This window comes from Shewanella avicenniae, from assembly GCF_017354945.1.
Classification (GTDB): Bacteria; Pseudomonadota; Gammaproteobacteria; order Enterobacterales; family Shewanellaceae; genus Shewanella; species Shewanella avicenniae.
The window spans coordinates 910,974-935,605 of record NZ_CP071503.1; the positions used below are offsets into that span (position 1 = coordinate 910,974).

Genomic DNA, 24,632 nt, shown 5'->3' on the forward strand with positions numbered 1-24,632 from the left:
TGCTTTGTGCGCCAGCTCAAGTTTTATCGGTGATCAAGTTTGATGTTCAAGACAATATCAGCAAAGTCTCCTACACTGCTCAACAATTGTTGTTTTTGAAGTGAGTCACACCATGAGAATCGGTTTTTTTAGTGCCAAGCGGTACGACATTCAACACTTTACCCAAACCAACGAGGCGGGAAATTTTGGCGCTGAAATCGAGTTCTTCGATTATCGATTGAGCCGACAAAACGTGCGCTTGGCGTTGGGCTTTGAAGTCATTTGTGCGTTCGTGAACGATGAACTGTGTGAAGAGGTGCTGACCAAGCTCTATGCCTCCGGCACCAAGATCATTGCGATGCGTTGCGCTGGCTTCAATAACGTGGATTTAGACGCCGCTAAACGTTTGGGGCTCGAAGTAGTCAACGTGCCAGCTTATTCGCCTGAGTCAGTGGCCGAACATACCATCGCCTTGATGCTGACCTTGAACCGTAAAATTCACAAATCTTACGGTCGTACCCGTGACGCTAACTTTTCCTTAGAAGGATTAGTGGGCTTTAACATGTATGGTAAAACGGTTGGGGTGATTGGTACCGGTAAAATTGGTATCGCCACCATTCGCATTTTACGTGGTTTTGGTTGCAAGGTGTTGGCTTACGATCCGTTTATCAATCCGTTGGTTGAGCAGCTTGGCGGTGAGTACGCCAGTTTGGATGATATCTACAAAAACAGCGATATCATCAGCTTGCATTGTCCGCTGACCAAAGACAACCAGCATCTGCTCAATGCTGATAGCTTTGCCAAAATGAAGCCGGGCATGATGGTGATTAACACTAGCCGTGGTGGCTTGCTTAATGCCGTTGATGCCATGGAAGCACTGAAAATGGGGCAGATTGGTTCACTCGGGTTAGACGTTTACGAAAACGAGAAAGAGCTGTTCTTCGAAGATAAATCGAACGAAGTGATTTTGGATGACGTGTTCCGTCGTCTATCCGCTTGCCACAACGTGATATTCACCGGCCACCAAGCGTTTTTGACTCGTGAAGCTTTGGATAACATTGCCCAAACCACCTTGAGCAATGTTGGCCAAATTCTGGCGGGTAAAAAATGCGGTAACGAGCTGTTTTAAGCTTGTACCTTATCCGCTTCTGATGGTGTTGTTGCTGCAACTGCCGCCGGCGCAGTTGTTGGCAACGGCACTGTGTGTTGCTGCGTCAGCTTAATGACTGGATGGGTCAACGCTAAGGTATTGGGGTAGGTAATGGTATCGCCGCTGTCGAGTTTGATCAGCAGGTGAAACAGGGTTACCTCTTCCAAAATGCCGGTGGCATCAACGTCGGCATCAATAATCTTGATGCGATCGCCTAGTTTGTACGGGAACATAAAGAAAATCAGGATCCCGGCAGTCAGATTCGACAATATGGACCACTGTGCAAACAGGGCCATCCCCATTACCGCAAAGGCGGATGAGACAAACAACGACACATCTTGGTAGCCAATCCCCAGCGATATTGCCATCATCGACAAGGTGACAAAAAATAACACCAAGCTAATAAATTTGCTTACCAGACTGGTTCGGGTTGGGTTAATGTGTTTGCTCGCGCTGAACTCATGAATTAACTTGCTGATCCTGCGCTGAATAAGCACAAACGCAGCAACATAAAGAATGATGATAAAGATATTGGTCACCATGAGCTGTGTTCCTTTTGTGCCTGCTGTTCAATGGTAGGTGTTATGTTAACCAATTTATATTCCCGGTAAAGTTACGGAGAGATGGATGGATGATTATCAACTGCTAGCGTCTACGGCAGATGAATATGGCAGTATTGCAGTACTGGAACTCGGGGATACACGCATTTTAACCTTTGGTTTTAACGACGAGCAAAGCAAGCTCAACAAAAAAGTACCGCATCAACCACAGCATACTTACCTCAAAGCGATGTTGATGTCGCTATTATACGGCACGCCCAAACGAGTGATAGTCCTAGGGCTCGGTGGCGGTTTATTAGTACATTCGTTGCGCAATTTTGACCCCTCCATCAAGATTACCGCGGTGGAGTTACGCGAAGCTGTCATCGATGTGGCCAAAAAGTATTTCATGCTGCCGTTATCGAAAAAACTGACCTTAATACAGCAGGATGCATTTGACTACATGGCCAGCCGTGACGACCGTCGAGTCGATGTGATCTACAGCGATCTATTCCACGCTGATGGGATGGCGGAGATGCAGCGCGATAGCGAATTTCTCGATAACTGTTTATATCAGTTAAAAGACCACGGCTTACTGGTGCTGAACTGTTGGAAAGAGGCTCGTGGCGATGAAGAGTTGCGTCAGCGCTTGCTGGCACGCTTTGCCGACGTGCGCGCTTGTTTGACCGGAAGCGGTAACTGGGTGGTGTTTGCCGCACGGCGACCACAGGTGTTTACTCAAGCTGGATTAAAGCAGTTGGCCCTAAGTTTATCGCCTAAATTAGAGTTTGATATGACCCAACCACTGACCAAATTTGAGGTTTGGCAGTAACCTCATCTGAGATTGATTAGCAGAGCTTGATGTAGATTTTCTCGAAAAAACCGATTGGAACAATAGTTTTTATCTGATTTAACAAAAAACACAAGCGGACTAGTATTACTTCCATCGAACGGGCAAACGAGTTGCCCAATGAGTTTTTATCAATGATGACGGGAGTAATAACATGCCTCAAGCTCTGAACACTGCAATCAAACCTTTCAACGCAACCGCTTTCCACCAAGGTGAATTTGTTCAAGTATCTGAAAAAGATCTGTTGGGCAAATGGTCAGTAGTTTTCTTCTACCCAGCGGACTTCACCTTCGTATGTCCAACTGAATTGGGCGACCTGGCTGACCATTATGAACAGCTGCAAAAACTTGGCGTTGAAGTTTACTCAGTATCTACTGACACTCACTTCACTCACAAAGCATGGCATGACAGCTCTGAAACTATCGGCAAAATCCAGTACTACATGGTAGGCGACCAAACTGCCACCATCACCAACAACTTTGGTGTACTGCGTGAAGGCCAAGGTCTGGCTGACCGTGCGACTTTCTTGATTGACCCAGAAGGCATCATCCAAGCAATGGAAGTGACTGCTGAAGGTATCGGTCGTGACGCGGAAGACCTGCTGCGCAAAATCAAAGCTGCTCAATATGTAGCTTCTCACCCAGGTGAAGTTTGCCCTGCTAAATGGAAAGAAGGCGAAGCCACTTTGGCTCCTTCACTGGACTTGGTAGGTAAAATCTAAGTTAGATTTTATCTCCTCGCTCAATCACTTCGGCCCAGAGATACATTCCTCCGCTGGGCCGGAGTTCTCCAACTCTCCTCTTATTTTCACAGGACACGTTCATGTTAGACGCAAATTTAAAACAACAACTGGACACCTATCTGCAATACATCAAGCAGCCTATTGAAGTTAGCGTGTCCGGTGATGACAGTGCTAAATCGAAGGAAGTCACCGAGCTGGCCAGTGAACTGGCAAGCATGAGTGATAAAATCAGCCTTAAACAAGGCAGCAACGCGCGTACCCCATGTATGTCGATTGCCGCTGCAGGGGTTGAACCACGCGTACATTTTGCTGGTGTACCTTTGGGTCATGAGTTCACTTCATTAGTGTTGGCACTGTTGCAAGCCGGTGGTCACCCATCGAAAGCCGATCCTGAGCTGTTAGAGCGGATCCGCCATTTGAAAGGTGAATTCCACTTTGAAACCTATATTTCGCTGTCGTGCCACAACTGTCCAGACGTGGTGCAAGCGCTGAATTTAATGGCTAACCTCAATCCAAATATCACTCACGTGATGATTGACGGTGGCTTGTTCCAAGATGAAGTCAACCAACGTGGCGTGATGGCAGTGCCAGCGGTTTACCTCAACGGTGAACACTTTGGTCAAGGCCGCATGACGCTGGAAGAGATCGTTGAAAAAGTGGATACCAGTGCGGCTGAAGATAAAGCCGCAGCACTGAATGAAAAAGCCCCATACGACGTGCTGGTCGTTGGCGGTGGCCCTGCGGGCGCAGCGGCAGCTATTTACGCCGCACGTAAAGGCATTCGTACCGCGATTGTGGCCGAACGCTTCGGTGGTCAGGTGATGGACACCGTTGGCATTGAGAACTTTATTTCGGTGACCTATACCGAAGGACCAAAACTGTCAGCCGCACTTGAGCAACACGTGAAAGAGTACGGTGTAGATATCATCACCGGTCAACGTGCAGCCAACATAAAACGCGATGGTTTGCTAAATATCGAACTGGAAAGCGGTGCCACCTTGAAAGGTAAAAGTGTGGTTTTGGCCACTGGCGCGCGCTGGCGTGAGCTGGGTGTGCCGGGCGAAGAGCAATATCGCACCAAAGGCGTAGCTTACTGCCCACACTGTGACGGCCCATTCTATAAAGGCAAAAAAGTCGCAGTGATTGGTGGCGGTAACTCAGGTATTGAAGCGGCGATCGACTTAGCGGGTATTGTTGAACACGTTACAGTACTCGAATTTGCTGACACCCTGCGCGCCGATGAAGTGTTGGTGAAAAAAGCCAAATCGATGGGCAACATTGATATCATCAAAAATGCGCAAACTACTGAAGTCTTGGGTGATGGTAGCAAAGTGAACGCTATCGCGTATAAAGACCGTGTGACCGGTGAAGCGCATACCATCGAACTGGCAGGGATCTTTGTGCAGATTGGTTTAGTACCAAACACAGGCTTCTTGAAAGAAAGTGAAGTGGAACTGAGCCGCATGGGCGAAGTGATTATCGATGCTAAAGGTGCAACCTCAATGCCGGGCGTATTTGCTGCTGGTGATGCTGCTAATATTCCTTACAAACAGATCATCATCTCGATGGGTAGTGGCGCTACAGCAGCACTGAGTGCCTTTGACTACTTAATCCGCGAAGCCGAATAAGCCGAGCAGATTTAGCGAAGCATTGCTCAGTAGTAAGCGCCTCGCAACTTCTCAACTCATAAAAAAGCGCCTCGTAACTCGCCTCATAGTAATTTTCATTACGGGCATTACGAGGCGTTTTTATGTGTTGTTTCCTCGGTTTTCTAAGCTGTTCAGCCGTATTGGTTGTTATTCCACTTTACTGGCATCGGCTTCGGCCTCTAGCAGTTGTTGGTTAAGCGCCGCCCAATGCTGACAGGCATCAAAGCAGGCTTGGGTGACGCCGGGCAATTCTGCAAACGCCTGTGGCAATCTATCTTCAACTAAGTCATGTAATACGCCTGCGTGTTCAGCTGCGATGCGTTTGGCGCGGCGAACTTCTTTCTGCAACTGAGCTAACTGTTCCATGGATGACTCCTATTTGCGGTGAGGGCATATCCGTTAAGCTATCAAACGCCATACCAAAGTTTTTTTATAGCAAGACTGTTATGAATCAATCGGTTATTTGTGGCAGCAAAATGCTGATTTGTGGCAAAGGCGACGCTTTTGCGCGTTAGCGAACAAGAAGTCAGCGCAGGCGATTGGCTCGCATTGATGGCGGTTGTTGACCAAGTTTAGCGACGAGGACTGGCGGGATGCGCCGTTTGACGTGCAAATCCATTCGACAAGCGTGGAACTGACGTGCCATGCTGCTCAGTCTTAAAGACGGATTGATCATACTGTTGGAACAAGATTGATGAACAAACTGGCGTATTCTCTGCTGGCCAGCTGGCTGTTGAGTAGTTCTGCCTTCGCGGTGGAGTTGGGTTTTAGCGGCATGACCCAGATGCAAGCTGACCGTTATTTGGTGGTACAGGATAAAAAGGTGTTTCAAGCGGGCGAGCGGCTGGGCATTTTTCAACTGAACAGCGCCGGCGAGCAACAATACACGCCGATCGTGATCAATGATTGGCGCGACAGCGATGGGCAAAGCAGCGACTTAGAATCGGTATGTAAGCTGCCCGGTACCCAGGCGCAATATTTGCTGGCAGAGTCGGGCTATTGGGATGGCAAGTTTGGCCGCATTTTTCGAGTTCAGCTGCAGGACAATCACGCCGAAGTGTTGCAGGTCTATCATCTGCCTAAGTTAATCCCCAGCGGCGAACATACAAAGGGCGACAATTTTGAAGGAATGCTCTGTACCCAAGTTGGAGATGACACGCTGGTCATTATCGGCGAACGCGGCGGCAGTAAAGCCTATCGTCATGGGGTGCTGCGAGTTGGCGTGCTACAGGCGGATAACATAGATTGGCAGCGCTATGCTGAGCAAAGCTATCAAGTCAAAGTGCCCAAAGCGTGGCGACCGGCCAAGTACCGCTCAATCTCTGATCTGTATCTTGATGAGCAGGGGATTATTTGGGCGGCGGCCACCCAAGATGGTGGCGATAATGGCCCGTTTCGCTCTTTGGTATATGCGGCAGCAAAATTGGCACAAACCAGTCACTCCGCGCTGTTTACTGAGCCGAAAAAGCAGCCACAGTGGCAGATAGAAGGGCTAAAGGTAGAAGCATTGGCAGCCCCCAATCCGCATATTGCACACAGCATCATGAGTATCGGTTCTGAGGATGAACACTACGGTGGCGTGTGGCGGCCACTTTTTGCACAAGAGTAATCCGCTGTTGGCGTGGCGAAAATTAGCAAAAAATAATGTTCGCTGCGCCAATCATCATACAAATCTTCCAGAGAGTCCTTTATTGCTCAATAGCTTGGTTACAATTGCAGCTAAAATCGCCGCAAAAAACACCATTTGCTGACTTAAGTTACATATCTATCTTTTAGTTTTTAATGACATACCGCTGAGTCGCCCCGCCAAATAAAAGTGCTAGTCTTCGCAAACGTTACACAAACGACCCGTTTTCGGGGGCACAAAAAATCCCATTTGGGGAACAATTAAAAACTCTGCAAGAGCGAGCAATAATAAATGAATAGCACTTCAATTTCTGCCAAAGACAAGCGCACGATTAACTTCGTGTTCTTACTCTCAGCGGTGATTATAACGCTGGCCACTCTTCAAAATAAGTTACCGTCTGGACTCATTGGGGCTCTGGGGATTATGGCGGTAGTGGGTTATGTACTGAATCTTGTTGGCAATCGAACGCCTATCATCAACCAATTTTTTGGTGGTGGCGCGATTGTGGTGATTTTCGGTTCATCTTACCTGTTTCATAGTGGCTTAGTGCCAACTGAAACTGTTACTACAGTTACTACCTTTATGAAAGGGGGTGGTTTTCTAGCGTTCTTTATTGCCAGCTTAGTGACTGGCTCGGTACTCGGTATGGATTCCGACGTACTGAAAAAGGCCGCATTTAAATATATTCCGGTGATCCTCGGTGGGGTGGCCTGCGCGTTCCTGTTCGCGGGATTGGTCGGTGCCATGCTGGGCGAAGGTTTCTTTGAATCTGTCATGCTGATTGCTCTGCCGATTATGGGCGGCGGCATGGGCGCAGGTGCTGTGCCGCTGGTGGAGATTATGTCGGGTAAAACAGAGATGACCGCCGATGTGCTGATGTCAAAGATGGTACCAGCATTAGCGATTGGCAACGCGATTGCGATTGTTACCGCTGGCTTGCTGCACAAGCTAGGGCAGGCGTTGCCATCGCTGACCGGTAACGGACGCCTCATGCGCAGCGGCGAAGTGAAGGAAACCTTGGAAGAGGAATCATCACCGACAGTACAACAGCTAGGGTTTGGGGCCTTGCTGGCGATTACCATGTACTTTGTCGGCACTCTTTTAGGCACTGTGATTGCCATGCACCCGTATGCCTTGATGATCATCTTCGTTGCCTTGGTGAAGGTCTCTGGCGTGTTGCCGCGCGAATTGGAAGTGGCGGCGCATGGGTGGTGCAAGTTCGTACTCGATAACCTCACGCCGGCATTGCTGGTGGGCATCGGCGTGGTGTATACCGACCTCGATCAAATCGTGGCAGCGCTGACCCTATCCAACCTGTTGATGGTGTTTTCAACCGTGTTGGGAGCTGTAGTGGGTAGCGCCATAATTGGTCGCATGATGGGCTTCTATCCCATTGAAGCTGCTATCACCGGCGGGCTGTGTATGGCAAACATGGGCGGTACTGGCGATGTGGCTGTATTAGCGGCCTGTAAGCGCATGGAGTTGATGCCGTTTGCACAAATCTCATCGCGTCTTGGGGGCGCTTTGATGCTGATTTTGGCAACGCTGATTTTGAGCTTTTTAGGTTAAGGTTTATTGCGTTGTTTGAGCAATAAACGTGTTTTCAACGCAACAGTGGTGTAAAGCGCTGCTGTTGCGTTGTGCGATGGATAACGCCGTTCGGCGCTAACTTCTATTTTCCTTTCTTCGTTTTCCCTTCACTAAATTTTTTGCTGTGTTGTCAGTGGTCAAATTGCTACTGTTATTCATCATTATTGGAATTTTAAGCAAGTGCTAAATTGGGCGGGCTTGGTAAGCTGTAGCGGTGTTGCTGCGCCTAATATTAGCGGATCTACATTGGCCACCGCAGAACTCAGCGCGTTAATGTGCATATTGGTTCATCACTGATATGAATTTTGCTTATTAAAAGATGGAGTAGACTACTGACGTTGCTTATTAGCCGATTTCTTTCTACGCTCAACTCTGCAAACGGGGTTGCTTTTTTGCAGCATTAGGCAATAAAGAAAGAGGATCAGGCAGCTACTTTTAGCGTCAAATTTTTCATAATAGGCACGTATTAATTACCTATATTGTTAACTCCAGAAATAGGGCAACGGTTTTATGAAAACAGTAGGATATGCAGCACATAGTGCTGATTCAGCATTAGTTCCTTATCACTTTGAACGCCGTGATCTGCGTGCAAATGATGTCGCAATCGAAATTCTGTATTGCGGCGTTTGCCACTCAGATCTGCACACAGTCAATGGTGACTGGGGCCCTCAACCATATCCGTTGGTGCCAGGCCATGAAATCGTTGGTGTAGTGCAATCTGTCGGTGCCGATGTGAAAAACTACAAAGTAGGTGACCGCGTTGCAGTAGGTTGCATGGTTGATAGCTGCCAAGTGTGCGACCAATGTCATCACCACGAAGAGCAGTTCTGCCGTAGTGGTATGACCCCAACTTACGGTGCGCCTGATCGCCAAACTGGCGACATCACTCAAGGTGGCTACTCTAAACATATCGTAGTGCGTGAAGAGTTTGTGCTGAGCATTCCTGACAACATGGATATCAGTAAAGCAGCGCCAATCCTCTGTGCTGGTATCACGACCTTCTCACCACTGCGTACTTGGAATGTCACCAAAGGCACACGCGTAGGTGTTATCGGTCTGGGTGGTCTGGGTCACATGGCGGTAAAACTGGCGCATGCGATGGGTGCAGAAGTGACTGCGATAAGCCGCTCTAAAAACAAAGAAAAAGAAGCGATTGAAATGGGCGCTAAAGCCATTTTGGCTTCAAGCGATCCAGATGCGATGGCCGCTGCCGCCTGTTCGTTCGATCTGATAATCGATACTGCACCGGTGAAGCACGATGTAAGCATGTACGCATCATTGCTTGATGTTGACGGTACCTTGGTGGTTGTCGGCCAAGTTGGACCATTGGATGAACTGATGAGCATTCCGCTGGTGATGGGCCGTCGTCGCGTGGCGGGGTCGCTGATCGGTGGTATCAAAGAAACCCAAGAAGTCCTGGATTTCTGCGCAGAGCACAACGTTTACCCAGACTGCGAAATGATCAAAATGGACGAGATCAACAGCGCCTTTGAACGTTTAGCAAAAGGCGATTTGGCACATCGTTTCGTGATCGATATGTCATCACTCGCAGCGGAGTAATCCCCCGCAATCCGATTGAAACGGTAGCTACGGCTGCCGTTTTTTTTGACTAAATTTTCGATAATCGCACAAAAATACAACAAAGCTGTTCGACGTCATGTTTATTTGGCCCCAATGGCTTATGTTTATGAGATGCAAGCAAAACTAAGGAGTGGTTATGTCCAATTTGTCACCTGAAAAATTGCAAGACAAAGCGCGTGGCTGTTTGATTGGACTGGCGATTGGTGATGCGGTGGGAACGACGCTTGAGTTTCAGCCGCGAGGCAGTTTTACCCCCATCGACGACATGGTCGGCGGCGGGCCTTTTATGCTGAAGAAAGGTTATTGGACCGACGATACCTCAATGGCCTTATGCCTCGGCCATAGCTTAGTGGAGTCTGACGGTTTTGATGCCCATGACCAGATGCTGCGCTACTGCAACTGGATGGAAAATGGCTACATGAGCAGCATTGGGATCTGCTTTGATATCGGCAGCACTGTGTCCACGGCGTTGCGCCATTTTCAACACACCGGTGAGCCATTCTCTGGCGCTAAAAATCGCTGGAGTTCGGGCAACGGCAGCATTATGCGAATGGCGCCGGTGGCCATTTTTTATCAAGAAAATACTGAAAAAGCCGAGTTTTATGGTGGCGAGAGTTCGCTCACCACCCATGCGTCAGATCTGTGCCACGACGCTTGCCGCTACTTTGCCAAACTGCTGGTGTACCTCATCCATGGCGCTGATAAACAGGCGTTTCACGCGCTGTCTTACACGCCGCGCACGCCTGAAGTCTTGATGATTAAAGCTGGTGAATTTCTGCATAAAACACGGGACGAAATCAAAGGCTCCGGCTATGTGATTGACTCGCTCGAAGCGGCGCTATGGTGCTTTATCAACAGTGAATCCTATGAAGAGTGCGTGTTGCTGGCGGCCAATTTAGGCGATGATGCAGATACCACGGCCGCCGTCGCCGGCCAACTGGCAGGCGCGTATTACGGCTACAAAGCGATTCGAGTGGATTGGCGCAAAGCGCTGCATCAGCATGATGAAATTTTGAAATTGGCGGATGCCCTGCTTGGTGCTTCCAAGCAGCACAGTTCTGGGATTTAGCAGTGGATACGGCAGCGGCTTATCAATGTAGTGAGGCCGAAATGGCCTTGCTACAGCAGGTTACGCTGCCGCTGAATCATTGCAGTGTGCCATCTTGGCTGCTGGCTAGTTTGGCCTATCAGCAGCGACCAATTCCATTGCAACTCGACAGTGTTGGCGCTTGGTACCAAAAGCTCTTTTGCACCCTCAGTCAGTTTGAAAACAGTGCCGATCGCGCTGCCAGCTTTAATGATTTTATGCAGGTGCGCTTTTGTTTGGCGGTACAGTCTGGAAGTGACATAACGCAGGAGATAATCACTCGCCCGAAAGTGAATTATCGCCGTTTGCTGCTTGGCTGGCTGATGGATTCTGATAACGACCAAGGCGCTGCATGGCGCAGTTGGGTGGAGTCTCGGTTTGGCCTGCTAACGCAATTTCACCAGCAAGAGGCAATCACGCTAGAAAGCGATGCCTATTTGCGCTTTCGTCACCAGTGCTCGCGGGCAACATACAACACCAACGAAGTGTTTGAGCAGTTGGATCTGCTGTACCAATATTGTCAATTAGAGTTGAGCTTACGTTATCCGCAGCAAGAGCATCTCTGTCTATATCGAGGCAGTGACGCTTTGCCCGCATATCAGTTTGCTGGCCAAACCGCGATGTTATTCAACAATCTCAGTTCATTTACTCTCTCAGCCGAAGGGGCGCTGCACTTTGGCACTCAGGTGGTTAAGGTAAGCGTGCCGCTGACCAAAATCGTCAGTTTCGATTCGCTACTCCCCGGCAGTTTGCAAGGTGAACAGGAATTTATGGTGTTGGGTGGGCTGTATGCGGTTGAGCTTATAACGATCTAATTTTTCTACAGCTTTTACTTTCTCTTCTCGAAAAATTGGCCACTGACATCCGATGTAAAATTTTGCAGGTGTTTTCCCCTCAGTTTTGCCGATTACCCAATAACTTTGAAATTTTGTGCCATAGTTTAAGCATAAAATTGATTCGTGCCTGACTGCTTTTCGCTGGAAGTTTATGAAAAATTCAGTCTAGTAAATCTCTTATTGGTTCGAGAATAATTGCTCCATTGTTGATATTGGGGGGCTAATGCTAAATCTGCGCAGTTCGATGGGGAAAATTCATTTTTCCATCCAAGTGACGGTTGTTTCCGTATTTATATTTGCGACGTTTTTGACGGCGATCGTGGCGCTATCATTGCAGTACCATTTTTCACTGTCGTTATCTAAAGATAATATTGAGCAGAGCTTTCGTCATTTTGGCGAGGATGTTGGCCGAGCACTCAAGCAGTTTGATACAGAAGCCTCTAGTACTGTCAGAATATTAGCGAAGCAAGAGCGCGCAACATCATTAGCTGAGTTCCCCAAAGAAAGACAGGAAATCTTTGGTGAGTTTTTGCGTGCGAATTCGATGTTTTACTCCATCTATGTCGGATTTGACGATGGTGATATGTTTCAGCTTATTAATCTCGATAGTGCGCCAATTATTCGCAAAAGCTTTGCTGCTGAAGCTGAAGACCGCTGGATTTTATCAACAGTAACCGATGTTGATGGCCAGCGATTACAGCAGTTGAATTATATGAATGACACATTTGAACTCCGCCATTCAAAAACATTGCCGTCAAGCTACTTTGCCAACAAACGCCTTTGGTATCAACAAGCTAGACAGGACAGTGTACATAAGACTGAACCTTACCAATTGCGCGATATTCAAGCGTCCGGACAAACCTATTCGCTAAAAACGGCGACCGGCAAAGCAGTGTTTGGGGTGGCGATTCTTATCGATTCCATCCAGGAATATTTTGAAAGAGTGATGGATGATGAGCATATGCAGGCTTTCATTTTTCATCCATCGGGCAATTTGGTCACCTCAATCAATACGCACTATGAGATCCCCCCATTAGCGAGCATGCCGCCCCTTAATTGGAGTGCGGAAGAGCAAGCAATCTTGGCGAAATACCCAAGGTTAAAGGTGTCCAATGAGCGTAGTTGGTCGCCAATAGATTTTAGTATTTCCGGTATCCCTAAGGGCTATAGCATCGATTTTTTAACCCTGATGGCTCAGGCAATGGGGGTGCAATTAAGCTATGTGAATGGTGTGGGATGGAATGACATATTGTCACTTTTTGCCCATCAAGATATCGATATGTTGCAGTCTACCAATAAGAGTCAAAGTAACGAGTCTTTGGGACTTTTTTCAACGCCATATCTTGATCTGCCCTATCTATTAGTGACTAACGACCAGCAGCCAGAAATCTATAATATTGCATCGCTCTATGGCAAAACGATCGCGATTCCCGCCGGTTGGACCATTATCAAATATATCAAGCAGGCATATCCACAGATCCAAGTTATAGAGGTCGATTCTACCGCGAGCGTGCTGCGTGCTGTTGCAAGTGGCGAGGTGTTTGGAGGGATTGATTCTGGCGCAGTATTGCAATACGAAGCCGCGAACTACTTTATTCAAGGCTTGAAATATCAAACCCAGATCGATTTACGCCAACTCGGTGTTCCGAGTGAGTTGCACTTAGTGTTACAGCCGCAATATGCTGAATTAATGCCCATCGTCAATCGCGCAATTTCGGCTGTCAATGAGCGCTATAAAAGTTACTTAACAGGCAGATGGATATCGGGCACATGGGGGCAGGAGACTTCAACTACTGTGCCCTATGCGCAGATAATCAAAATGGCGAATTCTCCTCAGCAGTTGGGCACGTTACAGCAGTTTAAGGAGCAAAATAAGGAATTCTTTATCTACGTTACCTCGGTGGATAAAAGTGATAGCTATCAGCATTATTTGGCACTGTTGCTACCTCGTAAACAGTTATTAGCTGATGCGCTACAACGGATTTTATTTTCACTGATGATTACCTTTTCCATGTTGATACTGTTGAGTCCGCTGTCGTGGTTGTTCTCATCACCGATTGTTTTACCTATTAAACGCTTGGCGGATGAAAGTAGCAAAATTAAACAGCGTCAATACGATCAAGTCGCAGTGCCGAGCAGTCGGATTATTGAAATCGACGAACTTGGGCAATCAATTGCTGAAATGTCTTTGTCGATTCAACAACAAGAACGCAGCCAACAAGAGTTGCTCGATGCCTTTATTCAACTTATTGCCCAAGCGATTGACTATAAATCACCTTATACCGCTGGGCACTGCCTGAGGGTTCCTGAATTGGCACTGATGATGGTGCGACGGGCAAACGCCTCGAATGAAGCGCCATTTGCAGATTTTAGCTTCACTTCAGACAAGGAATGGCGTGAATTTAAGGTGGGTGCTTGGTTACATGATTGCGGCAAGATTATTACCCCAGAGCATATTGTTGATAAGGGGTCAAAACTTGAAACCATCTATAACCGAATTCATGAAGTGCGGATGCGCTTTGAAGTGCTTTTGCGCGATGCGGATATCGATTTCTACAAGCAGGTGGCGAATCAACCAGAAAAACAAGCGGAATTAGCGCAGCAACGTGAGCAGAAACGTGCTCAACTAATTGATGATTTTGAATTTGTTGCTAAGTGTAACGTAGGTGATGAATTGTTAAGCGAGCGCGACAAAATTCGCTTAAAGCAGATCGCTACACAAAAGTGGACGCGCAATTTGAGCGATCGGCTCGGTCTATCGCCACTTGAAGAACGCATCTATTCTGAAGTTTCACCGACGGAGATACTTCCCGTTCAAGAGCCATTGCTGGCGGATAAGCTAATTCATAAAGTGCCGCGGCATCACAGCGTTGAGTATCCTGAGCATCTGGGGATCAAGATGGAAGTGCCAACCTTGCTGTATAACCACGGTGAGTTGCATAACTTGATGATTGAACGCGGTACGCTGACCGCTGAAGATCGCTTCAAAATTAATGAGCATATTATCAGCACTATTCAGATGTTGGATAACTTGCCTTTCCCTGCGGATATGGCCAAAGTGCCACGCTATGCCTCAACCCACCACGAGACCCTTGATGGCCGTGGTTATCCACGTAAGCTAATGGCTGAGCAGTTGTCGATTCCTGAAAGGATCATGGTGTTGGCTGATATTTTTGAGGCGCTTACCGCCAGCGACCGGCCGTACAAGAAAGCTAAAACTGTCAGTGGATCGATTAAGATTTTGTACCAGATGGTAAAAGACGGCCATGTGGATGCCGATGTATTTAAGTTGTTTTTGAGTTCGGGGATCTATCTGGAATATGCACGCCGTTATCTCGATCCATCGCAGATAGACTTAGTGGACATTGAGCGTTATATGGACGCTGCATGGCAGCCGCAAGAGAGTTAATCTCCGCCAACGTGTGCCGTAAATCAATCAGAAAAGAGGAAGCCAAGGCTTCCTCTTTTGCATTATCAGCGGTGGAGATTAGAACTTGTACGCGACTGACAGTTTGATATTGCGCCCTGGCTCATAGTCGTCTAATTGCAGCAGGCCAAACACCGGATGATTGGTAACCCCTGTGCGTGATGCGTGGGATACATACAGGGTATCAAACAGGTTTTCGACGCCTAGGGTAACGTTGAGGTTGTAGTTAAATACTGCAGGTTCCCACACGGCGGTGATGTTATGTAACTGATAACCGGCTTTTTCACCTTCAGCGAAGGTTTTTTGCCACTGCCAGCGCAGCTCTAAATCTTGTGAAGTAACAAAGTACTTGAAGGTCACGGTTGCACTATCGCCCACTTCACGATCCAACGGTTCGCCACCCGTTGCACCATCGTCATGGACTTTTGAATCAGAGCTAGCGTACGTTACCAAGGTAGAGAATTCGTTCAGTGCATAGAAAGCACTGGCTTCATAACCGTGGATCTTCACTTTACCGATGTTTTGATCCCACTCCATACAGTTACGGCCAGTACAGTCATCGAGTGGGTAGTCTACTGCTTCAATGTAATCATCGATTTGAGTTTGAAACGCGGTGAAGCCAAGACGTATTTCATCAGCACCCAGCACGTTAGCGCCATTGTAGCGAATACCTGCTTCACTGTTGCGTCCGGTTTCTGGCGCTAGTTCAGGGTTGAGGATTTTACCCGCTTGTTCGTTACTGAAAATCTCCCCCGGTTGCGGCCCTTTAAACAGTTCTGTGGTGCTGGCATGTAGCGTAATATCTTCCGTCAGCGCATATTGCGCCGCCAATGCCGTTTGCCAGTTATCCCAGCTTTGCTGTTCAGGAATGGTTGCAGAAGATTTGCTGTAGTGGTTGAAACGTACCCCCGGCGTTACGATGAGGCCGTTACCGAAGTCGATAGCATCTTCAACAAATACACCCAGATCATCCGCTTGCTCATGACCCAGAGTAATGCCATCTGTGGCGACAGTTTCACTGTCATTATCAATCTTTAACCACTTCACCCCGTAGGTGAATTGGTGAGTCAAGCTCACACTTGTTAGGGCGCTATTGGCGATTAAGGTTAAACCGGAGTTCTTTGAAGTACCGGATGTTTGGTCGCCTTCATAGTCACGCCACAAATCGGATGTGTTTTGATAGAGATCGGCACGCAGGTTAAGCGCTGCACCGAAATCTAATTCATAGTGTGCGCTGATGGTGTCACGGTCATAGTGAGTGTCGTACAGCGGTACATCGCCACCGCCAATAGCGCTGTTGGTGCGCACGCCCATATCAGGACGGGCAGTGTAATCACCATGGTTACGGTAGCTATCGTATTTGAGGGCGAGGCGTTGTTGTTCGTTGATATCCCAACCCAATTTCGCCATCAGGTTGCTGATGGTGCCATCGCTACCCAGCACTTTAATGCCTTCACCGTCTTTAAAGTTATTACGGTTTTGCGTGGTGCCGTAAGCGATAAAGTCGAGGCTATCGGTCAACTGACCATAACCGGTAAACGACAAGTATTCGTTGTTATTGCTGTTGTAACCCAGCAGAACGCGGCCGCCAAAGGCATTTTGACCATCAAGCAGATCGCGCGCTGATTTAGTGCGGAACTCCATTGCACCGCCCAACCCAGAGTGCACGACGGAATTTGAACCCACTTGAATATCAACCGATTCCAAAATATCAGGGTTGATGTTGAGGTTGCCCATGTGGTGAAACATGCTGTTATTTTGTGAAGCACCGTCGATCAAAATCTCTAGATCGGTGTCGTCGAGACCGCGCACGTTAATCCGTTGGTTGAGTGAGTGGGTACCGCCCACATCAACACCGGGAATTTCTCTTAACAAATCACTTAAATGATCGGCCTGCTTTGAGGCAATTGCTGACTCATCGACATAAACCGATGAGCTAGTGACCTTGGTTCCCCACACTTGTAGACGTTCTAAGTTGTCGTCATCTGCCCAAGCTGTGTGAGTAAGAGTGGATGCAATAAGACATGCTAAGTAGCGCTTTTTCAATGTGTTATCCCCAAAGATTTGGCCAACTGCCGGAAATGTAGCTGATTGTTTATCAATTTTTTGGAGATACTATCTTGGTAAAAATATTGATGCAAATGATAAGTATTGTTATTTGCGTTAGATCATATATTTTAACATTGCCGACTTAAGCGAGTGGGTAACCCTGCGTATGGATTAAACTCATTCCCCTCGATTTTCTGTGGGCTATTGGCTATTGGCTATTGGCGAAGGGCGAAGGCGTTGCATTGACTGATGCATAACTACAACGAACAACGCACTGCATTTAAAGTAATGTGGAAAACTATTCTTTAATTAATCGATTGTGAAGGGTAAATTTACTCTCAAACATGCGTAGGTGAGATGACTTGCAATGAAACTCGATAATACCGATAAAACGCTACTCAGATTGTTACAGCAAGATGCGACGATTTCGCTGAATGAGTTGGCGGAGCGTGTCAATCTAACAACCACACCTTGTTGGAAACGGCTTAAGCGCCTCGAAGATGAGGGCATTATCAGTCGGCGAGTGGCACTGTTAAACCCTGAAAAACTCGGGCTGGTGTTAACCGCATTCGTGCAGATCGTCACCAATAATCATTCGAACGATTGGTACCAAGGTTTTGTTTCGCGGGTGAGTGAGTTTGCTGAGGTGATGGAGTTTTATCGTATGGCCGGTGAATACGACTACATGATGAAGGTACAAGTCGCCGATATGAAACGCTTTGACGACTTCTATAAAAAGCTGGTGAATAACGTTGAGGGCATCTCTAAAGTGACCTCGACCTTCGCCATGGAGTCGCTTAAGTACTCCACGGCGTTGCCGGTTTAGCGCGTTACTCGTTTATCGAGTTGTCTGTTTACTGAGTTATTAAACGGCGCTTATTGCGCCTTTTGCACCATGATGTTGAGGATCTGCTGATCGGTATGGGTCATCGCATCATTGGCCAGCGCCGAAAGATTGCGGATTGAACTGTCGACATCATTGGCCACAATTCCTTCTTCACCGGTGACACAGATATTATCAATCGCCATCAAACTCGACTTCATCGCAGCGCCCGCCGCCGAAGATACTTTCATGGCACAGGCGTTTTTAGCACCATCACAAATCACCCCGGCGACATCGCCAATCATACTGCGCACTGCATAGCTAATTTGTTGATACTGGCCGCCCAGTAGGTAGGTGATCCCTGCGGCGGAGCCCATTGCTGCAGTCGTTACCGCACACAGAGCCGATAATTTATGTTGGTGATGTTTGATATAAATCGCCAGCAGATGCGACAACATCAGTGCACGCAGCAGTTGCTCATTGCTTGCCTTGAGATATTCAGCCGCGACCACGACCGGCATCGTTGCGGCAATGCCTTGGTTGCCCGAGCCTGAGTTGCTCATGGCAGGCAGCATCGCGCCGCCCATGCGAGCATCAGAGGCAGCGGCAGAGCGACTAATCACATCAGTCAACAAACCGCCGTTAATCAGCCCTCGGTCCACATGGCGCTTTAAGGTTGCGCCAACTTGTAAGCCATATTCGGCACTTAACCCCTCTTTTGATAGGGCTTCATTTAACACTTTGCTTTGTTCAATAAAGGCGATATCTGCCAGTGGCACGTCTGTCGCAAATTGATAGATATCGAGCACACTTGCTTGCGCGGGCAACTTGGCTGGCGCTGTGTTTTGTGTGGTTGTGCTTACCGGTTCGCGAATAAAAGTGGTGATGCCATCTTCTTCAATCGACACCACTTTGGTGTGTTCATCGGCGATAGTGACTTTGACAGAGCGTTCAGCACTGAATAGCGTGACTTGTGCCAGCAGTACCCGTTGAGTATCGGTCACAGCAACATTGACCTGTTGTTGCTCGAGATAGACTTTAGCTTGCTGCACATGTGCTGCAGTCAAGCCGTGAAATACTTCCAAGCCAGCAGTTGCATCGCCGCCGACTACCCCCGCCGCAGCGGCAATCGCTAAGCCATTCATGCCAGTACCTGGGACTTTGACACCCATACCGTTTTTCATCAGATTGGGTGATACCTGCACTTGAATCGCTTGCGGTAACTGGCCCAGTTTTTCTCTGGCAATCGCGGCTGCGAGTCCGACTGACACTGGCTCTGTGCAGCCTAATGCCGGCAGTACTTCTGCTTTGACGGTATCGATAAAGGTTTGCCACATGGGGTTGCTGTTCATTGTTGTTTTCGTTGTTAGCTGTGGGGAATAGCAAATAAGATAGCGCGAAGTGCGGAGAATTATATTGCCTTATTTTCTATGTTTAAGTCTTTTTTATGGAAAATTATTCTCTATATTTATCGAATGGCAGCACCTACAACCTATGTTACGCCGTATTCAGCAAGAAACTTAACAAGAAAGTGGGTGAACCGGCGTTTGGCTGCTCACTGGCGGCCATTGTTACCGAAATGTAGAAAAAATAAGCATATTCTTGGCGGGATGACAGGCGGTTTCCTAAACTCCTCTTATATCAGTGACAGCATCGATATCAGAGGCGATTACATGCGTATTCACTCAATCAGAATTAAGATGATTCTACCGATTGCATTTTTGGCGATAATTCTTATTGGTTTATTCAGCTTTATGGCGGTGATGAGCATGCTGCAAAAGCATGCGATGAAGATGCAAGCCGAAAATTATTTTGAAGCAATTGCAACTGTGCTCAACGCCGACCGTGATATTTACCAAGCGCGTCTAGCACAATCCCGTTATCTCAATGGCAACGGGGAAAAGGCCGCTAATCAAAAAGATTTTGATGACAATGCGCAGCAGGTAAATGACCGCTTTCATCAATATCTAAAGTACTTAGAGGATGAGCCAGAGTTAACGGCCCCTTTTAGTAACTTTACGCCGTTGTTTAATGAGTGGACCAGTGCCAGCAATAAGGTGATGAACACCTCGCAAGTGGCGGAAAACCTCACTCAAGCGCTTATTGCGGGCGACAATGAGTTTCAACAGATCCGCAACATGCTCGACATGGCGGGTGAATCATTACGCGAACATACCCGTGATATTGAAAAAAACAAAAATGCTGATATTTCGCAGTATGTTGAAGCGATGGCTGAAGTGCTAAATGCTGATCGAGACATCTATCAAGCGCGGTTGGCGTTAGAAAAGCTAATCCATAATGAAGGCAACTATGATAAAAACTTGGCCTTCTTTGAAGAAAACGCCAAGCAAGTGATTCAGCGATTTCATAACTATCGCAGTTATCTGATTAATGAACCTCTGTTGGTTGCGCCTTACGATGCGTTTGATGCGCTCTACAGCAAGTGGTATTCGCAGAGTCAGTCACTTATCACCTCGCCCGATGCAACGACGCAACGCAGCCTCCCTGATGATGTCAAAACCATGGACAGCAAATTCGCTGCTATTCGTAATGTGCTTGACCAAGCGGGAGATGCAGCGCGTAACCATGCGCGTGAGATGAAGGAAGAGCTCAACCAAAAAGTCGATAGCTATCAGAATATGGCGATGGTCATTATCTGTATCGCCTTTATCGCGGCCTTAGTGGTCGGCTACGTCATTCCGTTACGTTTAACGCGTGAAGTTGAACATATTGCACGTCGCATTAAAGAGATTGCCGAAGGTGATGGTGATTTAACCCAACGGATTGGCAGCAGCGGTAAGGATGAACTTGGCGATCTCGCCCGAGAGTTTGATGGTTTTGTGGCGCATCTGCGCAAGATTGTCGGCAATATTCAACAAAACTCTGCCGCCCTCGGTGGCACTACATTCGAGCTCAACAAAGTGTCGGAGCAAGCGGGGCAGATTACCAGCGGTTTGGTGCACGCGTCTGAGGCGATTGTGAGTGCTGGCAGTGAAATGAATATGTCGAATCAGCACATGGCGGAATTAGCTAAGGGCACGGCAGATGAATCGAAAACTTCCAGCATACTGACCCAGAATGGGGTGAAAGCGGTCACCGCTTCCAATCGCGCGATTGATAGTTTGGTGAAAGATATTGGGGTGGCGTTAGAGCGAGCCACAGTGTTGGAACAAAGCTCCGCCTCGATTGCCTCGGTGTTAGAGGTGATTCGCAAAATCGCTGAGCAAACTAACTTACTGGCGTTGAATGCCGCGATTGAGGCTGCTCGCGCCGGTGAACAAGGGCGCGGCTTTGCGGTGGTTGCAGATGAGGTACGGGTATTGGCCACTCGTACTCAGAGCAGTACCGACGAAATTGAGACCATGATTGAGCGATTAAAATCCAGCGTGGCTGAGGCGGCGCAAGCGATCCGTAACAGCCGCGGCAATGCTGACAGCACGGTAACTAATTTTGAAGAGGTGATGCGGATCTTCGAAAGTTTGAGTGAATCCTTCGATAAGGTGCAGGATATGGCGGCACAAACCGCCCAAGCCACTCAAGAACAATCCACCGTGGCAAACCACATCAATCAAAATCTAGTGGCGCTGAAAGAGCAAACTGACGGTGTCAGTGAAATGGCCGATCAGGTGCAGCAGCAGTCGTCGCAAATATCCAAACTGTATCAGGCGCTTAATCGTCAGGTAGACAGCTTTAAGGTATAGCTGCCGCGGCTTCATTTCCAACCGCTTGGCGTATTGTGTAACTCAGATGCGCCAAGCTTTTTTTTGCGTTGAAAATAGCCGAGCGATATGCGAAGTTAGTGAGAAATCATAAGGTTGATATAACAAGGATGTCGTCATGTGGCAAAAAATGGGTTTGCTTTTACTTGGGGTGGTCGTATTTATCAGTGGTTTTTTTGCTGGTGCTTATTTTATGTTTGCGGGCGGCAACTTATCACTGAGCAGTCAACTGTATGCTGGCGGTATGGAAATGGTGGCCGTTTTGCGGTCGTTGGATAAAAATGAGCAATCGCGGGCAAAATCGATTTTATGTAACTCTATCAATACCCGTTTAGTCATTATATCGACAGCCAATCAGCTATTGAATGAACGGCAAAGAGCGGAAGTTGATAGCTTAAAAGCCGAAGCGTTTGGCACAGCAGGTGAAATTCAGCAGTTTGATAATCTCACCAGCAGTTTATGCCCTAGAGATATGCTGCAATAAGGCTTAAGCTTGCGTGAGTTAACTGGAAAGCGTTTAGGTGTAATCGATGGCATGTGATGCCTGTTTTAGTGATGTGTTTAAACAGAAAATTGGCCGCTGTAAAACCTGTATGTGGCAGCTGACGGTGTTGTCGATTATCTGCTGGCCATTATGGTTTTATCTGTTTAGTGACACCCCAAAAACCGTTAATTCCATCGCTCTACTGTTTTTCTGTATTGCCTTTTCTGGGCTGTTAGCGCTGCACCTGTTGGTGCTAAGTTGGCGCAAACTTACTGGCCGAGAGTAAGCTGTTTGGTTTTTTCTCTTTCTCTTTATATTTAACTTTCTCTTTCTCTTTCATTTTCTCTTTCACTGTCGCTCCTGCATTCGTTTTCAGGAGCACTCTGCCTCAATAACCTAAGCACCTGCGTGAGCAACGTAAAGTTACAATCTTCGTTTGCAGCTCGTGCCGCTTTTGCGGCAAATTCACAGCTCGATATTATGGTTTCCCCAAGGAATGGTGTTTTGAAAAAGTGGTTATTGCTGTTGGTGTTGCTGGTTATCGCCATTGTTGTCGGCGTTTGGTTGTCTGCTGTTCAGTCGAGTTCGCCCGTTGAGTTCGGCGCCTCGGCAGATAGTGGTTTGCTTAGCGCGGATGCTGCTTCAAGTGACCCGAAAAAAGCTGCTACCTCCGTTAAGGCGCTAGATACGACTAACTTTGCTGAATGTCGACGCTTTACGGTGGACAAACAAAGTGAAGAGGGGAAGTGGTTCAGAGATAGTTATGAAAGCTGGGGCAGCTATTTAGCCCAAGGTTATTCGTTGGACGACATCACGGCCGCGATTGACCACTTGGGTAACTCGAACTTTGCCGAATCTTTTCGAATTACGCAGCTGCGTGAACACAGCCAACTACAGCAAACAAACCATCAATTAACACAATCTTTTTATGATGAGTTGTCTGATGATGAGACTGAAGCCGCTGAATCTATGGGATTTAGTATTATGCGTGTGGTGCCTAATCCGCAATTGGTGCAATTTATCGCGCTCCCCGAGGCTGAAAAAGCGCAGCAAGTGGGCAAACAAGAGGTAAGTGTGGATGATATTGCGGCCTTGATGCTGGATCCTCAGGTGGCTGAAACGGACATTCAGGCATTACTCGCCCAAGTGGCTAATGTCAACGCGACGGTTGGCTTCGAACAGCTCGCCTCAACGTCACTACTGGACTTCGCCATTTTTGGTAACCGTGGCGCAATTGTAAAACAGCTACTTGATGGCGGAATGCCGCTCAGTAACGACCGCTATTTAGGGGCTTCACAAGAGTGGGCGTTGGTGAATCTGTCAGAGCAAATGGATCGAGACGATGCTGCAACAGCGAAGGCGGTTAATATTGTTAATCTGCTCATACCCTATGGCGCTGGATCGCGGTTTAGTCAGCACTCTGATACGCTAATTGAGGGATCTATTCCGCGCTGGTATTTTAAATTTGATCCGTCAGATATTGCGCGATTGCAGCAGGATTACGGCTTGGATTTAACCCAGATCCCGCCGCGAGAGGCGATGCCAATGGATGATGACTCGGCATCATCGGCGTTAATCAGCGAACTTGAGCTGCAACGCCGTGATTACTTGAATCAAACCTTGGGTGTGACCGATGCCAATGATGCTTTTAGTCGCTGTAATAACACCTTGGCAGCGGTTGAACAACGCTGGAAAGCCAAGCGTGCTGGCGATGAACTTTATGCTTTGCGGCAACAATATCCAGATAATACAGCGCTGCTGCTACAGCAAGCGGCGACGATCGATCCGCTAGTGGTCGATCTCTACCGTGAGCAAACCATCAGTAGTTACCCTCAGCGTGTTGTGCCCGAAGCCCACGATATATTGATGTCGTTAGGCCGAGATAATGATATCGATCGTGTTATCTCCAAGCTGCAGCCGCTTGAGTTAACTGTGCCGCAAAAAAATTACGTCGTGCTTCAGGCGTTATATTTTGACGGTCGCTATTACCGCAAATTAGCCGATAGCAGTTTATTTAGCGATGATGTGCCTTATTACACTTTAGCCAGGCATCAGCTGACAAAGCCGTTCGTGGAGCAATTGGAACAAGGTGGTGCGGATTTAACGGATAAAGACGATCGCGGCAAAACCCTGTTGTATTACGCGGTGGCAGCGCACAAGCTTGAGTTGATGGATTATTTGCAGCAGCAGGGGTATCCGTTTGACTTGGATGAGCTGCATGGTGAAGACCCGTTGCATCAGGTCTTAGATGTCAGTCGCGGCGACTTTGATCCGGCCAAGTTGCTGCCGATGGTGGAGATTTTGATGCGGTATCAGCCTACGATCAATCCGTTTCATTTGCAGCGGCTGGCGTTAATGAAGCTGATGTACCCAGCGTTATATCAACAGTTAGCGGATAAATCCCCGCAACTGCAGGTCAATGACGCAACGCCGTTGCCGAATGTGCGGCCTTAGCCGCACGTTCATTAAAGCAAAAAGCAGAGGCGAGTTGCATTGAGCA

Annotated in this window: 19 protein-coding genes; 15 read left to right on the forward strand and 4 right to left on the reverse strand. The window is 47.8% G+C overall.

What is annotated here, in order from left to right:
* The first annotated feature begins 112 nt into the window (after nucleotides 1-112).
* Nucleotides 113-1,108, forward strand: coding sequence for a 2-hydroxyacid dehydrogenase (locus JYB87_RS03945; protein WP_207355616.1), 996 nt, complete (start codon nucleotides 113-115; stop codon nucleotides 1,106-1,108).
* Here JYB87_RS03945 and JYB87_RS03950 read toward each other — a convergent pair.
* The gene (locus JYB87_RS03950) at nucleotides 1,105-1,671 is read right to left on the reverse strand and encodes a mechanosensitive ion channel family protein (protein ID WP_207355617.1); all 567 of its coding nucleotides are present in this window, start codon (nucleotides 1,669-1,671) and stop codon (nucleotides 1,105-1,107) included. The genes JYB87_RS03945 and JYB87_RS03950 overlap by 4 nt on opposite strands.
* An 85-nt stretch (nucleotides 1,672-1,756) precedes the next feature.
* On the opposite strand from JYB87_RS03950, the gene JYB87_RS03955 reads away from it, so the two are divergent.
* From JYB87_RS03955 to ahpF, 3 genes are all read left to right on the forward strand, one after another.
* On the forward strand, nucleotides 1,757-2,500 hold the full coding sequence (locus JYB87_RS03955; protein WP_207355618.1) for a spermidine synthase: 744 nt from the start codon (nucleotides 1,757-1,759) through the stop codon (nucleotides 2,498-2,500).
* 172 nt (nucleotides 2,501-2,672) lie between these two features.
* On the forward strand, nucleotides 2,673-3,239 hold the full coding sequence (ahpC, locus tag JYB87_RS03960; RefSeq protein WP_207355619.1) for an alkyl hydroperoxide reductase subunit C: 567 nt from the start codon (nucleotides 2,673-2,675) through the stop codon (nucleotides 3,237-3,239).
* 101 nt (nucleotides 3,240-3,340) lie between these two features.
* Nucleotides 3,341-4,888 carry an alkyl hydroperoxide reductase subunit F gene (gene ahpF / locus JYB87_RS03965; RefSeq protein WP_207355620.1) on the forward strand — a complete coding sequence of 516 codons (1,548 nt, stop codon included), beginning with the start codon at nucleotides 3,341-3,343 and terminating at the stop codon, nucleotides 4,886-4,888.
* Nucleotides 4,889-5,056: 168 nt separating this feature from the next.
* Here ahpF and JYB87_RS03970 read toward each other — a convergent pair whose 3' ends face one another.
* Nucleotides 5,057-5,275 carry a CCE_0567 family metalloprotein gene (locus JYB87_RS03970; protein WP_207355621.1) on the reverse strand — a complete coding sequence of 73 codons (219 nt, stop codon included), beginning with the start codon at nucleotides 5,273-5,275 and terminating at the stop codon, nucleotides 5,057-5,059.
* Between the two features lie 328 nt (nucleotides 5,276-5,603).
* Between JYB87_RS03970 and JYB87_RS03975 the strand changes: the two genes are divergently transcribed.
* From JYB87_RS03975 to JYB87_RS04000, 6 genes are all read left to right on the forward strand, one after another.
* The gene (locus JYB87_RS03975; protein ID WP_207355622.1) at nucleotides 5,604-6,518 is read left to right on the forward strand and encodes a hypothetical protein; all 915 of its coding nucleotides are present in this window, start codon (nucleotides 5,604-5,606) and stop codon (nucleotides 6,516-6,518) included.
* Nucleotides 6,519-6,827: 309 nt separating this feature from the next.
* The gene (locus tag JYB87_RS03980) at nucleotides 6,828-8,105 is read left to right on the forward strand and encodes a 2-hydroxycarboxylate transporter family protein (protein WP_207355623.1); all 1,278 of its coding nucleotides are present in this window, start codon (nucleotides 6,828-6,830) and stop codon (nucleotides 8,103-8,105) included.
* Between the two features lie 531 nt (nucleotides 8,106-8,636).
* Nucleotides 8,637-9,686 carry an NAD(P)-dependent alcohol dehydrogenase gene (locus tag JYB87_RS03985; protein WP_207355624.1) on the forward strand — a complete coding sequence of 350 codons (1,050 nt, stop codon included), beginning with the start codon at nucleotides 8,637-8,639 and terminating at the stop codon, nucleotides 9,684-9,686.
* A 157-nt stretch (nucleotides 9,687-9,843) separates the two neighbouring features.
* Nucleotides 9,844-10,776 (forward strand): ADP-ribosylglycohydrolase family protein, encoded by a 933-nt coding sequence (locus JYB87_RS03990; RefSeq protein ID WP_228729939.1) that lies wholly within the window; start codon nucleotides 9,844-9,846, stop codon nucleotides 10,774-10,776.
* A gap of 2 nt (nucleotides 10,777-10,778) precedes the next feature.
* Nucleotides 10,779-11,609: an NAD(+)--dinitrogen-reductase ADP-D-ribosyltransferase gene (locus tag JYB87_RS03995; protein WP_207355625.1), complete on the forward strand. Its 831-nt coding sequence runs from the start codon at nucleotides 10,779-10,781 to the stop codon at nucleotides 11,607-11,609.
* A gap of 244 nt (nucleotides 11,610-11,853) precedes the next feature.
* A complete protein-coding gene (locus JYB87_RS04000) occupies nucleotides 11,854-15,039 on the forward strand; it encodes an HD domain-containing phosphohydrolase (protein WP_207355626.1) in 3,186 nt (1,061 codons plus the stop codon).
* A gap of 78 nt (nucleotides 15,040-15,117) precedes the next feature.
* On the opposite strand, the gene JYB87_RS04005 is transcribed toward JYB87_RS04000, so the two are convergent.
* Nucleotides 15,118-17,103: a TonB-dependent receptor domain-containing protein gene (locus tag JYB87_RS04005; protein ID WP_207355627.1), complete on the reverse strand. Its 1,986-nt coding sequence runs from the start codon at nucleotides 17,101-17,103 to the stop codon at nucleotides 15,118-15,120.
* A 370-nt stretch (nucleotides 17,104-17,473) separates the two neighbouring features.
* Between JYB87_RS04005 and JYB87_RS04010 the strand changes: the two genes are divergently transcribed.
* The gene (locus JYB87_RS04010; RefSeq protein ID WP_207355628.1) at nucleotides 17,474-17,932 is read left to right on the forward strand and encodes an Lrp/AsnC family transcriptional regulator; all 459 of its coding nucleotides are present in this window, start codon (nucleotides 17,474-17,476) and stop codon (nucleotides 17,930-17,932) included.
* Between the two features lie 50 nt (nucleotides 17,933-17,982).
* Here JYB87_RS04010 and JYB87_RS04015 read toward each other — a convergent pair whose 3' ends face one another.
* Nucleotides 17,983-19,281: an L-cysteine desulfidase family protein gene (locus JYB87_RS04015; RefSeq protein WP_228729940.1), complete on the reverse strand. Its 1,299-nt coding sequence runs from the start codon at nucleotides 19,279-19,281 to the stop codon at nucleotides 17,983-17,985.
* Between the two features lie 348 nt (nucleotides 19,282-19,629).
* Here JYB87_RS04015 and JYB87_RS04020 point away from each other — a divergent pair, with 348 nt between their 5' ends.
* The 4 genes from JYB87_RS04020 (at nucleotide 19,630) to JYB87_RS04035 (ending at nucleotide 24,586) form a co-directional block, all read left to right on the forward strand.
* Entirely contained in the window at nucleotides 19,630-21,630 is a 2,001-nt protein-coding gene (locus JYB87_RS04020) for a methyl-accepting chemotaxis protein (RefSeq protein WP_228729941.1), read from the forward strand.
* Nucleotides 21,631-21,766: 136 nt separating this feature from the next.
* A complete protein-coding gene (locus JYB87_RS04025; protein WP_207355630.1) occupies nucleotides 21,767-22,132 on the forward strand; it encodes a hypothetical protein in 366 nt (121 codons plus the stop codon).
* A 46-nt stretch (nucleotides 22,133-22,178) separates the two neighbouring features.
* Complete coding sequence (locus JYB87_RS04030) at nucleotides 22,179-22,418, forward strand: DUF3624 domain-containing protein (protein ID WP_207355631.1); 240 nt, start codon at nucleotides 22,179-22,181, stop codon at nucleotides 22,416-22,418.
* Between the two features lie 218 nt (nucleotides 22,419-22,636).
* Nucleotides 22,637-24,586, forward strand: coding sequence for an ankyrin repeat domain-containing protein (locus JYB87_RS04035; RefSeq protein ID WP_207355632.1), 1,950 nt, complete (start codon nucleotides 22,637-22,639; stop codon nucleotides 24,584-24,586).
* Nucleotides 24,587-24,632 lie beyond the last annotated feature (46 nt).

What these genes read in the sequence shown, in the direction of transcription:
- JYB87_RS03945 (WP_207355616.1), top strand. Translation starts at nt 113, where the DNA reads ATGAGAATCGGTTTTTTTAGTGCCAAGCGGTACGACATTCAACACTTT.
- JYB87_RS03950 (WP_207355617.1), bottom strand. Translation starts at nt 1,671, where the DNA reads ATGGTGACCAATATCTTTATCATCATTCTTTATGTTGCTGCGTTTGTG.
- JYB87_RS03955 (WP_207355618.1), top strand. Translation starts at nt 1,757, where the DNA reads ATGGATGATTATCAACTGCTAGCGTCTACGGCAGATGAATATGGCAGT.
- ahpC (WP_207355619.1), top strand. Translation starts at nt 2,673, where the DNA reads ATGCCTCAAGCTCTGAACACTGCAATCAAACCTTTCAACGCAACCGCT.
- ahpF (WP_207355620.1), top strand. Translation starts at nt 3,341, where the DNA reads ATGTTAGACGCAAATTTAAAACAACAACTGGACACCTATCTGCAATAC.
- JYB87_RS03970 (WP_207355621.1), bottom strand. Translation starts at nt 5,275, where the DNA reads ATGGAACAGTTAGCTCAGTTGCAGAAAGAAGTTCGCCGCGCCAAACGC.
- JYB87_RS03975 (WP_207355622.1), top strand. Translation starts at nt 5,604, where the DNA reads ATGAACAAACTGGCGTATTCTCTGCTGGCCAGCTGGCTGTTGAGTAGT.
- JYB87_RS03980 (WP_207355623.1), top strand. Translation starts at nt 6,828, where the DNA reads ATGAATAGCACTTCAATTTCTGCCAAAGACAAGCGCACGATTAACTTC.
- JYB87_RS03985 (WP_207355624.1), top strand. Translation starts at nt 8,637, where the DNA reads ATGAAAACAGTAGGATATGCAGCACATAGTGCTGATTCAGCATTAGTT.
- JYB87_RS03990 (WP_228729939.1), top strand. Translation starts at nt 9,844, where the DNA reads ATGTCCAATTTGTCACCTGAAAAATTGCAAGACAAAGCGCGTGGCTGT.
- JYB87_RS04000 (WP_207355626.1), top strand. Translation starts at nt 11,854, where the DNA reads ATGCTAAATCTGCGCAGTTCGATGGGGAAAATTCATTTTTCCATCCAA.
- JYB87_RS04010 (WP_207355628.1), top strand. Translation starts at nt 17,474, where the DNA reads ATGAAACTCGATAATACCGATAAAACGCTACTCAGATTGTTACAGCAA.
- JYB87_RS04015 (WP_228729940.1), bottom strand. Translation starts at nt 19,281, where the DNA reads ATGAACAGCAACCCCATGTGGCAAACCTTTATCGATACCGTCAAAGCA.
- JYB87_RS04020 (WP_228729941.1), top strand. Translation starts at nt 19,630, where the DNA reads ATGATTCTACCGATTGCATTTTTGGCGATAATTCTTATTGGTTTATTC.
- JYB87_RS04025 (WP_207355630.1), top strand. Translation starts at nt 21,767, where the DNA reads ATGTGGCAAAAAATGGGTTTGCTTTTACTTGGGGTGGTCGTATTTATC.
- JYB87_RS04030 (WP_207355631.1), top strand. Translation starts at nt 22,179, where the DNA reads ATGGCATGTGATGCCTGTTTTAGTGATGTGTTTAAACAGAAAATTGGC.